Source organism: Sagittula sp. MA-2 (assembly GCF_030126985.1).
Classification (GTDB): Bacteria; Pseudomonadota; Alphaproteobacteria; order Rhodobacterales; family Rhodobacteraceae; genus Sagittula.
In genome coordinates, this window is the sequence record NZ_CP126148.1 from 196,389 (window position 1) to 207,702 (window position 11,314).

The following is an 11,314-nucleotide window of genomic DNA, read 5'->3' on the forward strand; positions in this document are numbered from 1 at the left end:
GCCTCAGCCTCCGCGACGCCGCATCAGCGCCAGGACTATTTTCATAGACAGGACCGCGCCGCAGACAATCGCCATCACGCAGGTCGAGAAGGCTGCAGCCTGCGAGGTCAGCCCGGCGTCGTCCAGCCGCATGATCGTCACGGCGGCGACGCTCAGTTGTGGTGTCGTCAGGAACACCACGGCGGACAGCGTGACCATGGACCGCATGAAGAGGAAGAAGAACACCGAGATCAGCATCGGCGCGATGAAGGGGGCTACGATATCGCGGGCGGTGCGCCCCAACCCGGCGCCAAGGCTGCCCGCGGCCTCCTCCAACGCCGGGGGGAGCTGCCGAAAGCCGGTCATCACCGTCAGGAAGCCCTGTGTGTGGTAGTGGTAGAAATTGACGATGCCGATCAGCGCTGCGGTGCCGTACAGCAGGTAAAGCGGTGTCGCCGTGGAGTTGAAGGTCAGGATATAGGCCAGACCCAGTACCATTCCCGGAACGGCGGCCGGCATGGCGGCCAGGATCTGGACCGGCTGGGCCAGCGCCTGCGGCAGTCGTCGCAACCCGAGCCCGAGCAGGAACACCGCCACGGTCCCGCCCGCCGCCGCGCCAAGCGAAATGACGATGGTCATCCAGAGCGACGAATACCCGCCCGCCAGCGTGATGTCGTAATGCTTGAACGACAGCGCCATGTTGTAGGGCCAGAGCGTGACGAAGCTGGCATAGACCACGATGCCGATCACCGCGACGATACAGGCACAGATCAGCAGCGACAGCGCCGCCATGGACAGGTCCCGCAGCGGCGCAAAGACGGGGCGATAGGGCACCTGCCCGGTGGTCTGCCCGGCCTGCTGCCGCTTCATCGCCTGACGTTCGATGGTGTAGGAAATCACCGTGGGCAGCAGAAGCATGATCCCCACCACGGCCCCCATGTTGAAATTGCGCTGGCCGATGACCTGGCTGTAGATCTCGGTCGCAAGGACCGAATAATCGCCCCCGATCACGGCAGCATTGCCGAAATCCGTGATCGTGATGGTGAAGCAGACGAAGCCTGCGTTCAGGATACCAAAGCGCGCCGAGGGGATCGTCAGGTCCCGAAACTGCCGCCAGGGCGAGGCGCCCATCACATCGGCTGCCTCGTAGGTGCGCGCATCCAGAAGCACCAGCGCCGCGCCGATGATCATCACCGCCTGCGGCAGAGCATAGAGAGTGTTGGCAATCAGCAGACCCCAGAAGCCGTAGATCTCGATCTCGATACCAAGCGCGCGGCTGACGACACCGTTGCGGCCAAGCAGGAAGATAAGCCCGAGCGCCTGAACCAAGGACGGTGCCAGCAAGGGCAGGACAATGACCGCCCGGATCAGCCATTTGCCCGGAAAGGCACAGCGATAAAGGCCATGCGCGATGACAAAGCCCAGAAGCACACTGACCAGCGTGGTCGCCGCCCCCATGACCAGCGAATGTTGCGTCGCGCGCCAGAACCCGGAAGACCCGAGCACCTCGACATAGTTGCCGAGGCCGTAGCTGTTGCCGACCGTGATCGAACGCAGGAAGACGATCAGCATCGGGTAGGCAAAGAACAGGATCAGCCCCAGAAGCGGCAGGCCGACGCAGGCGGCGGTCAGCAGGCGGTCGGCATCGAGGGGCTTGCGCCTGGCCTGCACCCGTATCGTGTCGGACGCACTCATGCCGTCACTGCCTTGCGCGGGGTCGCATCGTCGATCACCCATGTGCAGGCGTCCGGCGCAACGGTCAGCGCGACACGGTCGCCCGCGCGGCAGGGGTTCGCGCCATGGGTTTCCACGGTCAACGAGCCAACTGCGGTATCGACCTGAAGCCGCCGCAGGTTGCCGAGAAAGCTGATGCTGCGCACCGTGGCCGCGCCGTCCGCCAGTGGCACGAGGTCAATCTGTTCCGGACGGATGCAGGCAAGCTGCGCCACGTCCGTCGCTGGCCGGGTTGGCATAAGGTCCGGGAACAGCTGCGCAACATGGTCGGGCGGGAGCAGATTGCTGATGCCCATGAACTCCGCGACGAAGCGAGTGGCGGGCCGGTGGTACAGATCCTCCGGCGTGCCAGCCTGCACGACGATGCCGTGGTTCATGCAGATGATCTTGTCCGCAAGGGCCAGAGCCTCTTCCTGATCGTGGGTCACCATCAGGGTCGGAATGCCAAGGGCGCGCTGCACCTGCCGGATCTCGTCGCGCAGCTCGGCGCGGACCTTGGCGTCGAGTGCGGAAAGCGGCTCGTCCAGCAACAGAACGCGCGGATCGACGGCAATCGCCCGGGCCAGTGCGATGCGTTGCTGCTGCCCGCCCGAGAGCTGACCGGGCATCTTGCCTGCGACCTGCGGAAGCTTCACGAGATCCAGCAGTTCGGAAACGCGCGCAGCGATGTCGCCGCGCGCAGCGCCCCGGATCTTCAGCCCGTAGCCGATGTTCTCGGCCACGGTCATGTTGGGGAACAGGGAATAGGACTGGAACACGATGCCGAAGCCGCGCTTGCGGGCGGGCAGCTGTGACAGGTTCGCGTCTTCGAGGGTGATCTCTCCGCCGTCCAGATCCGTCAGACCGGCGATCAGCCGCAGCAGCGTGGTCTTTCCACAGCCCGATGGCCCGAGCAGGCAGACAAATTCACCCTTGTCGATCCCGATGGAAACGCGGTCGAGCGCAGTGAACGTGCCATAGGTCTTGGTGGCGTCGCGGACGGTCAGATACATTGGGTCTTGCTTTCCTTGGGCGTGCAGGCGGCCCGCGACCGCCTGCAAGGGGTCGGGGCGACCAATGCCGCCCCGATGCCAGGCCTTAGCGGCCGAACTTCTCTTTCCATTCTTCCTTCACGGCCGTCTGGTCGGTCGCGGCCTTCACGAAGTCGATATCCGCGAGGATCGTCGAGATATCGGCGGGCAGCCCGGCGGCCTCGGCTGCGGCAGAGGCATCGACGCCCGGCACGGTGATCAGCGCCTTGTACTGCTGGTAGAGACCGATGGCCTCGTCCGACATGGTCCAGTCAAGGAAGGCTTTCGCCCCTTCCGGATTGTCGGTGCTTGCCATAAGGCCAGAGGCCTCCAGCTCGTATCCGACTCCGCCTTCGGGGAAGACCATCGCCAGCGGGTAACCTTCCTCGATAGACTGCATCGCGGTGAAGGCCAGCGAGATGCCGACAGTGTATTCACCAACGCGGGCGGACTTGCAGGGCTTGGAGCCGGAGGAAGTGTACTGCGCCATGTTCGGGTCGATGGCTTCCAGCTGTGCCCAGCCGGCCTCTTCGCCCATGCTCTGCAGCACCGCGTTCACATGCAGGTAGCCGGTCCCGGAGGAGTTCGGGTCGGGCATCAGCACCTCGCCCTTGAACGCGGGGTCCTCGAGGTCCGCCCAGCTGGACGGCATCGGCAGGCCCTTTTCCTCGAGCCGGGCGGTGTTCACGCAGAATGCACCCATGTAGCCGATGGGAGCAAACCACTTGCCGTCCGCATCGCGGAAGGTTTCAGGCAGCACGTCGGCCCCCTTGGCCGCGTAGGGTTCCAGCATTTCGAGGATCTGGGGATCCATCATGGCGCTGACCGCCCAGCCCCAGATCACGTCCGCCTGCGGATTGCCCGCTTCGGCCAGCAGCCGTGCGCCCAGCTTGCCGGTGGACAGGCGCAGCACGTTGATTTCGGTGTCGGGCATGGCAGCCTGAGCGGCCTCCACATAGGCCGCGATCTCTTCTTCTTCGAGCGCGGTGTAGACAGTCAGCTCGTCAGCCAGCGCCGGGGCGGCGAGGCCGAGGGCTGCCAGCGACAGTGCGGTGGTCGGAATCCAGGTCTTCATGATCATCTCCTTGTTGGTCCACATTCAGGTCCGGACCTGCGCCCGGGTCGTCCGCGGGCCTTTTCAGAGACCCGTTCTGATTATCTCGCCCGGTGCCGGGCTTGGGGCAATATGTGTAGTCTTGCGTTTTTGTGGCATTTGTCTACGTTTAAATTTCAAAGCGGACGCCTGCAGCCTGCCGGCCCCCGGAACTGAGGAATTTTCATGCAGACCCATCCCTACCTCTCCGAGACGGACCGGCTGGCAGAGTTCGCGGGGACCCTGGCGGACACGACCGACGCCATGGCGATGCGCTATTTCCGCAAGCCTCTGGATATCGAGGCAAAGGCGGACGCTTCCCCCGTCACGCAGGCTGACCGCGCCATCGAAACTGCGATGCGGCGTCACATTGCCGAAGCCTTCCCCGCGCATGGCATCCTGGGAGAAGAGCACGAAGACGCCAGGCTGGACGCCGACCGGGTCTGGGTCATCGACCCGATCGACGGCACCAAGAGCTTTCTTTCGGGTATGCCCAGCTTCGGCACGCTCATCGCCTGCCTGTCCGCCGGTGTACCCGACATCGGGGTGATCTCTATCCCGCCTACGGGCGAGCGCTGGACCGGCCAAAGTGGCAAACCCACCTTGTTCAACGGCAGCCCGTGCCAGACCAGCGGGCGGCAGCACCTGTCCGAGGCGATCCTCTACACAACCAGTCCCGACAGCTTCGATCCGTCGGGGCTTGAGCGATTCGAAGCGTTGTCGAAGAAGGTGGCGATGCGGCGGTTCGGCGGCGATTGCTATGCCTACGGTCTGCTCGCCTCCGGCCATGTCGATCTGCTGGTCGAGATGAACCTGCATCCTTACGATTACATGGCGCTTGTGCCTGTCATCGAAGGGGCTGGCGGGGTCATCACGGATTGGGAGGGTCGTCCTTTGACCTTGGCCTCCGAGGGAAAAGTCATCGCGGCCGCCAGCGCCCAACTGCATGCCGAAGCACTGTCCGCACTGGCCGGGACCGCAAACCGGCCGTGATCTGGTGTTTCGGCAAGGCGAAGTTCACCTCGGACTCGGGCAAGTCCACCGGTCACGAAGGCTGACAGAAATCGCCGATCGGCTCGGGCGGGCGTGCTTTGCGCTTCGACGTCCGACCATAAAGCTGGTTGACGCTCAACCGTGACCGCCCCTCCTGAGACGGTGCGGGCGTTCACGGCGAGCGTTCGATCATCGCGGCCGGGTCCCTTAGACCTTCTTGCTGCGGAGTTTCGCCTGCTCCAGCTCCCAGTATTCGATGCGGAACTGCTCTGCGCGCGGCAGTGGCTCATAGCCTCCCATCGCCTGGGCAGAAGCCGCGACGCGCAGGTTCTGCTCGGCGAGGTCCGCGTTGATCCGCGCTTCGGCGGCAGTGCGTCCCAGCCCAATCACTCCCGCACCCGGCACGAAGACGACGCGCGGCAGAACGTCCAGCATGGTTTCGGAGCCTGTTTCATGATCGCGGAAGTACTGTTCATACGCTGAACCGAAGTTCGCGACGGCATCGCGGACCGCGCCAAGGCCGGCACCGGCATCCAGAACAAGCGGCCAAGGCTTAATGCGAATGACGTGGTCAGGGGTCACCGTGCCACGACTCACAGCATCGGCCATCCCGTCCTGTCCGGAGAGCGCGACCAGCCGGTCATCCCCCCGCGCATCACAGTGAAGGCTGGCAAAGACATCGCCCGTCAGCGCCTCTGCCAGATGCGGCAGGAGCGCGTTCAGGGCCGTATTGCCCTCGTGGCCGGTCGGCGCCATCAGCGCAGCACCGCGCGCTGCGAGGTGGCGTTCGCAGACGGCGACCACCTCGTGGAACTGTGACAGGCTTTCCTCGGCGCTGTCGCCCCAGGTGAAAAGGCCGTGCTGCGCCAGCCACATGCCGGTCGCTTGCGGCTCCGCTTTGGCAACTTTGGCCCCTGCAATCGACAGATCGAAGCCGGGAAAGACGTACGGCAGGAAGGTGATGTCGCCGCCAAAAAGCGTGCGCACCGTCTCACGCTGCTCGGCTTCGGGACGGTTGGCCAGCGCCAGCACCGCAGACGCATGGCCGTGGTCGACAAAACGCGCAGGCAGATAGGCGTGCAGCAGCGTCTCGACCGAGGGATTGGGCGCAGTCTCGTCCAGCAGGTTGGCGCGCAGAAAGCGCACCATCTCGGTGTCGCTGAGGCGGGGGCCGTCCCGCACCTCGAACAGCGGGTCGAGCCAGAGCGCGGGCATCCCCTGCGGTTCCATGGTGGCGAGATCCCAGCCAGAACCCTTGACGTGCAGCACCCGCCGCCCGTCACGCACCACCTTCACCGAGGTGTTGCCGCCGCCATGCATCGCGAGCTCGGGGTTGCCCCCGAGCTGTCTGGAGCTTTCGACACGGCTGGCCAGCAGCGTATCGGCGTCGTCCATCGTCATGCCGCCGCCTTGCGGGTGCTGAGGTCCTTGTACATCTCGAACGCCTGCTTCGACGGCAGCAGATCGTGCACCACGGCGCTCACCGCCTGGATCATCGCCACCGGATCGCCCGCGCGGAAGATGTTGCGCCCCATGTCGACGCCCGCCGCGCCCTGGTCGATGGCCTGCCAGGCAACTTCCAGCGCCTCGTCCTCGGGAATCTTCTTGCCGCCCGCGATGACAATCGGCACCGGGCAACCGGCGCAGACTTTTTCAAAGCCTTCCTCGACGTAGTAGCTTTTGACGTATTGCGCGCCGATCTCGGCGGCAATGCGGGTGGCCAGGCCAAAATAGCGAGCATCGCGGGCCATGTCCTTGCCCACGCCCGTGACGGCAAGGGTCGGCATCCCCACACGGTTGCCGCGGTCGATCAGGTTTATGATGTTAGTGATGGATTTGTGCTCGAACTCCGAGCCGATGTAGACCTGCGCCGCCATCGCCGCCACGTTCATCCGCAGCGCGTCTTCCATGTCGACGGCAATGGTTTCGTTCGACAGTTCGGACATGATCGAGTTGCCACCCGAGGCGCGCATGACGATGGGCTTGCGGGTGGATGCGGGCACCGATGTGCGCAACATCCCGCGCGTGCACATCAGCACGTCGGCGTGGTCGAACAGCGGTGCGATGTTGATGTCGACCCGTTCCAGCCCGGTGGTCGGCCCTTGGAAATAGCCGTGGTCGAAGGCCAGCATGACAGTGCGCCCGGTGTCGGGGCGGAAGATCCGCGCCAGCCGGTTCTGCATGCCCCAGTCATAGGCGCCCGCGCCCTTGAGGAAGAACGGCTCGTTCCTGGCGGGTGTGTTCAGCCCGAAATCCTTGCCGTCGATGATGTCGTCGAGGTCAGCCATGTGATGTCCTTTCAGCTTGTGTCTTGTGTGGCTCGCAGGCGTCCACCTGAGGTGCCGCCCAAGCCGCCCCAAGTGCATCGCGATAGGCGCACCAGCGCCGGTATCTCGTGTCCAGTTGCGCCTGCGCGGCGGGGTCTGGAGTGACGTCGGTGACATGGCGGGCCATGGTCCGCGTCGCCTCGTCGAAACTGTCGAACAGCCCCGCGCCGATGGCCGCCGCGATGGCGGCTCCGCGCGCGCCGGTTTCGACGCAGTCGGACAGGTGCAGGGTCATCCCCAGTGCATCGGCAAAGATCTGCGCCCAGAACGGCGATTTCGCCGCGCCGCCCGAAAGGGTCGCCGTGCGGAAGCGCCGCTCGGGATCGAGGATCTCGAAATGGGCGCGATGGCCGAAGGCCACGCCTTCGTAAAGCGCGCGCACCATGTCCGCGCGGCTGTGCCAGGCGCCCACCGCGTTGAAGCCGCCACGTGCGCCGGGCACGGGCCCTGCGTAAAGGAAGGGATGGAAGACCGGCAGATCTCTGGCCGGGTCCGACTCTGCGGCGAGACGATTGCACAAGTCGAACGAGTCCTCCCCGAGGGCCTTCGCCTCGGCCGAAAGGAAGGTCTGCACGAACCATTCGAGGTTGGCCGCCGACGTTGGCGAGCATTCGCAGCTGACCCAGGTGTCGCGCCCCAGGACACTGGCGAGCAGCGCGCGGGGCTCCTCCGGCAGCGCGGTCGCAAAGATCTGGTTGATCGACCAGCTTCCCGCCACGATCGACGCCTCGCCTGCGCGCGATGTCCCCGCCCCGAGTGTCGAAGCCAGCACGTCGAAAAGTCCACCCACCACAGGGGTGCCTTCTGCAAGTCCGGTGGCCGTCGCTGCTTCGGCGGTGACGTGGCCGACGAGTTCATCGCTTTGCGCGGGCTCCGGCAGGATCGGGCGCAGCGCTTCGATACCGTAGAGGCGCAGAAGCGCGTCGTCGTATTGCAGTGCGGGAAGCGCCAGAAGTCCCGCACCCGCAAGGTCCGACACGTCAGAGCCCATGCGCCCGGTCAGGCCAAACACGATCACGTCCTTGCACAGCAGCGCGCGATGCGCCCGCGCCATCAGATCGGGCTTGTTCTCGGCCATCCAGCGCAGCAGCACAGGGGTCATCGCAGGCCAAGGCCGCGATTGGGCGCGGGTCATGATCTCGTCGCCATTGGCTGCGGCGATCTGCGTGGCGAGAGCTTCGGCGCGGTTGTCCATCGACTGGATTCCGATCAGCCCCCTGCCCTCTTCGTCCAGCAGGTAAAGCCCGTTGCCATGACCGGCTGCGCCCACCGCAAGCACCTCGGCCCCGCTGACGCCTGCCTTGTGCAGACAGTCGCGGATCGCGCCACTGGCCGCCTGCCACAGCCCTTCGGGAGCGCGTTCGACAAAGCCGGGCGCAGGCTGCAGCGTTTCCGAGCTGCGCGAGGCGACGGCGAGCGTCGTCCCGGCGCGGTCGAAGAGCGCCGCCTTCACCATGGTGTTTCCGGCGTCCACGCCGACCAGATACCCCGTCATTGCGCCGCAACCTCCCCTTTGCGATGCAGGCCGATCCGTTTCGGGTCGGCCCCGTGTGTCTCTGCGAGCGTGACGCGGAAGTTGCGGAGTTCCTGCGCGCGCTGTGCCGGGCTCCAGCCCTTTGCCTGTGCGAGGCGGTCGGCGAGCACGTCGAGCGCAGCAGCGTCCAGAGCACCCGCCAGCGCCAGTGTCGTGCGTCGCAGTGCCAGATCGGCAAGCCGTTCGACCTGCTCATGGGCGATGACGTAGTCGATCTCGGCATCGCTGTAGCCCGGCAGGCCCGACAACATCCGTTCGGAGGCAAAAGTATGTGCCAGCGCCCCGGCCAGCGTGCCGTACCGTTCCAGCAGCGTCGCGACACGGTCAGGCGAAAGCCCGGATTGTTCGGCCACCTGCGCGCACCAGAGGGCGCGGTCGGCGGGGTAGTCTGCGCCACCGCCGACGGGCATCTCCTCGGTTCCGGTGCGGCGCGCAATGCCCAGGCGGGTCATCACCTGATCCGCCGCCAGTTCGCCGAACGCACGGAAGGTGGTCCACTTGCCGCCGATCATGCTGAGCACCGGCACGTCGCTTTCGGTCCAGCGGTTGAAATGTCCGCGCGGGATCTGTCCGGTGGTCCCTGCCCCGCTGACCGGCAGCGGACGCACGCCCGCGAAGACGTGCAGCACCTGATCCGGCTTCACGGTCACGCCCGGAAAGACCCAGGACAAGCCATCGAGGATATAGGCCTGCTCATCCGCCTCGCAGCGCACGGCGTCGGGGTCGGGCACCTTGATGTCTGTCGACCCGACCAGAACCATCCCGTGCAGGCAGAACATGATGCAGATCCGCCCGTCGGTGTTTTCATAATACACCATGTCGTCGCCGAGCATCTCGCGCAGCTCCGGATGGTCGAGCACGAGATGCGCGCCCTTGGTGCCCTGCACCATGTCTTCCGTCGCCCCGGCACGCGCGTTGGTACGGTCGATCCAGGCTCCGGTGGCGTTGACGACGATCTCGGGGCGCAGGGTGATCTTCCGTCCGCCGATACGGTCGGTCAGCGCGACCTCGGTGCCGATGGAGGTGACTTCGAGATGGTTCAGCGCCACCGCGTCGCAGCCGGCCCGCGCCACGTCCTCGAAGATCTCGGTGACCACGCGTTCGGGATGGCTCACCTGGCCGTCGAAGTAGGTGGCCGCGCAGCGCACCTCTGGGCGGAAGGGGAAGCGTGCCTTCGCCTTTCCCGAGGACCAGAACTCATGCTTCGGCAGACCGCCCTTGCCGCGCGTGTAAAGATCGTAGAACGACAAGCCCAGCTTGACAGGCAGCGCGCCGCGCCGCGACGGTGCCTTGCTGAGGCCGAGGAACCTGAGCGGTGCGTTCATCGCGCCCGAGACCCAAGAGTCGATCGGCACGATGGTGCGCAGCGGTCCGACGAGATGCGGCGCGTTCCTGAGCAGGCGGTTACGCTCGTCGAGCGCCTCGCGCACCAGATCGAACTCGCCGTTCTCGAGGTAACGCAACCCGCCATGGACCATGCGGCTGAGCGCCGAGGACGCCCCCGCGCAGAAATCCGACTTCTCTGCCAGCATCACAGGCACGCCGTTCAGCGCCAGCTCGCGGTAGACGGAAGCGCCGTTGATACCACCGCCGATCACCAGCACTTTCGGCGCGGCGCCGTCCATGGCGTCCAGCCGCGCGGCGCGGGTCATGGGGGGAACGATGGAAAGGGTCATCCGGCCTCCTTCAGGCGCGCCAGCACGGAGCGGGCGGTGACCTCGTCGGTCACAAGCGTGTTGATGTAGCCGCCGCGGACCACGGCGCAGATGGCCTCGGCCTTTTCCTGCCCGGCGGCGACACCGATGCTGAGCGGCACCTTGGCCAGATCCGCCGGAGAGATCGCCACCACCAGCCGGTTGCGCACGTAGTCAGTGACTTCGCCGCGCGCGTCGAGCACATGCGCCATCAGTTCCGCCACCGCACCCGAGGCATAAAGCGCCTCTTCCTCGGCGGGCACGTCACGGTGCAGGTCGAAATAGGATGTCGCCTTCTCGCGCAGGCCGCCGATCCCGACCAGAGCCACGTCGGCGGCGCGGGCGGCCTCCATCACGCGGCTGACCGTCTTCATGCCGGTAATCATGGCATGCTGCTCCTCGGTCTCGGCGAACATGGGCGAGAGCATTTGCACCGCCTCGCCGCCGAAGGCCCGGGCCAGCGTGGCGGCCGCGTGGTTCACATCCGTATAGTGTTTGCCCTGCACGAGGCCGGTCGCAGGCACCGCCGTCATGCCGCGCAGCGGCACCACCTGGCGCAACGCGGCGACGCAGGCGCTCACGCCCTTGCCGCCCGTCAGGCAGACGGTCATGCCGGGTTTCAGCTTCGACACCAAGAGCTCAGCGGCGGTGCTGCCGACCCGGGCCAGCACCGCCTCGGGGTTGTCGGAGGCGGTGGGTTCGATCACCACCTCGCGCAGGCCCGAGATCTCGGCCAGTTCGCGTTCGAGTGCCAGATGGTCCTGGAAGGGCGAGCGGATCGTGATTTCCACCATGCCCATCTCGTGCCCGGCCTTGATCATCCGGTTCACGGTGGAGTGGCTCTGCCCCATCCGTTCCGCCACCTGGGCCTGCGTCAGCCCGTCCACGTAATGCAGCGTCAGCGCGGTGTAGATCCGGCGCACCTGCGCGATGTCCTGAAGCTGGTCCAT

General features: G+C 65.8%; 9 protein-coding genes. 1 reads left to right on the forward strand and 8 read right to left on the reverse strand.

Annotated features, from left to right (window positions below):
• Positions 1 to 3 precede the first annotated feature (3 nt).
• From QNI11_RS24475 to QNI11_RS24485, 3 genes are all read right to left on the reverse strand, one after another.
• Entirely contained in the window at positions 4 to 1,674 is a 1,671-nt protein-coding gene (locus QNI11_RS24475) for an ABC transporter permease subunit (protein WP_283983686.1), read from the reverse strand.
• The gene (locus QNI11_RS24480) at positions 1,671 to 2,705 is read right to left on the reverse strand and encodes an ABC transporter ATP-binding protein (protein WP_283983687.1); all 1,035 of its coding nucleotides are present in this window, start codon (positions 2,703 to 2,705) and stop codon (positions 1,671 to 1,673) included. The genes QNI11_RS24475 and QNI11_RS24480 overlap by 4 nt, the downstream gene beginning before the upstream one ends.
• A gap of 85 nt (positions 2,706 to 2,790) precedes the next feature.
• Positions 2,791 to 3,798, reverse strand: coding sequence for an ABC transporter substrate-binding protein (locus tag QNI11_RS24485; protein ID WP_283983688.1), 1,008 nt, complete (start codon positions 3,796 to 3,798; stop codon positions 2,791 to 2,793).
• A 204-nt stretch (positions 3,799 to 4,002) separates the two neighbouring features.
• Between QNI11_RS24485 and hisN the strand changes: the two genes are divergently transcribed.
• Positions 4,003 to 4,809 (forward strand): histidinol-phosphatase, encoded by an 807-nt coding sequence (hisN, locus tag QNI11_RS24490; protein ID WP_283983689.1) that lies wholly within the window; start codon positions 4,003 to 4,005, stop codon positions 4,807 to 4,809.
• 207 nt (positions 4,810 to 5,016) lie between these two features.
• Here the strand turns inward: hisN and QNI11_RS24495 are convergent, their stop codons facing one another.
• The 5 genes from QNI11_RS24495 to QNI11_RS24515 are packed head-to-tail and all read right to left on the reverse strand — an operon-like array spanning position 5,017 to position 11,314.
• Positions 5,017 to 6,210 carry a class II aldolase/adducin family protein gene (locus QNI11_RS24495; protein ID WP_283983690.1) on the reverse strand — a complete coding sequence of 398 codons (1,194 nt, stop codon included), beginning with the start codon at positions 6,208 to 6,210 and terminating at the stop codon, positions 5,017 to 5,019.
• On the reverse strand, positions 6,207 to 7,097 hold the full coding sequence (gene lsrF, locus QNI11_RS24500) for a 3-hydroxy-5-phosphonooxypentane-2,4-dione thiolase (protein ID WP_283983691.1): 891 nt from the start codon (positions 7,095 to 7,097) through the stop codon (positions 6,207 to 6,209). The genes QNI11_RS24495 and lsrF overlap by 4 nt, the downstream gene beginning before the upstream one ends.
• Positions 7,090 to 8,631, reverse strand: coding sequence for an FGGY-family carbohydrate kinase (locus QNI11_RS24505; protein ID WP_283983692.1), 1,542 nt, complete (start codon positions 8,629 to 8,631; stop codon positions 7,090 to 7,092). The genes lsrF and QNI11_RS24505 overlap by 8 nt, the downstream gene beginning before the upstream one ends.
• Positions 8,628 to 10,322 (reverse strand): glycerol-3-phosphate dehydrogenase/oxidase, encoded by a 1,695-nt coding sequence (locus QNI11_RS24510; RefSeq protein ID WP_373418472.1) that lies wholly within the window; start codon positions 10,320 to 10,322, stop codon positions 8,628 to 8,630. The genes QNI11_RS24505 and QNI11_RS24510 overlap by 4 nt, the downstream gene beginning before the upstream one ends.
• 20 nt (positions 10,323 to 10,342) lie before the next feature.
• Entirely contained in the window at positions 10,343 to 11,314 is a 972-nt protein-coding gene (locus QNI11_RS24515; protein ID WP_283983694.1) for a sugar-binding transcriptional regulator, read from the reverse strand.

Bases quoted from the DNA above. Each gene is read 5' to 3' on its own strand.
- QNI11_RS24485 (WP_283983688.1), bottom strand. From the start codon at position 3,798: ATGAAGACCTGGATTCCGACCACCGCACTGTCGCTGGCAGCCCTCGGC.
- QNI11_RS24510 (WP_373418472.1), bottom strand. From the start codon at position 10,322: ATGACCCGCGCCGCGCGGCTGGACGCCATGGACGGCGCCGCGCCGAAA.
- lsrF (WP_283983691.1), bottom strand. From the start codon at position 7,097: ATGGCTGACCTCGACGACATCATCGACGGCAAGGATTTCGGGCTGAAC.
- QNI11_RS24475 (WP_283983686.1), bottom strand. From the start codon at position 1,674: ATGAGTGCGTCCGACACGATACGGGTGCAGGCCAGGCGCAAGCCCCTC.
- hisN (WP_283983689.1), top strand. From the start codon at position 4,003: ATGCAGACCCATCCCTACCTCTCCGAGACGGACCGGCTGGCAGAGTTC.
- QNI11_RS24480 (WP_283983687.1), bottom strand. From the start codon at position 2,705: ATGTATCTGACCGTCCGCGACGCCACCAAGACCTATGGCACGTTCACT.
- QNI11_RS24505 (WP_283983692.1), bottom strand. From the start codon at position 8,631: ATGACGGGGTATCTGGTCGGCGTGGACGCCGGAAACACCATGGTGAAG.
- QNI11_RS24515 (WP_283983694.1), bottom strand. From the start codon at position 11,314: ATGGACCAGCTTCAGGACATCGCGCAGGTGCGCCGGATCTACACCGCG.
- QNI11_RS24495 (WP_283983690.1), bottom strand. From the start codon at position 6,210: ATGACGATGGACGACGCCGATACGCTGCTGGCCAGCCGTGTCGAAAGC.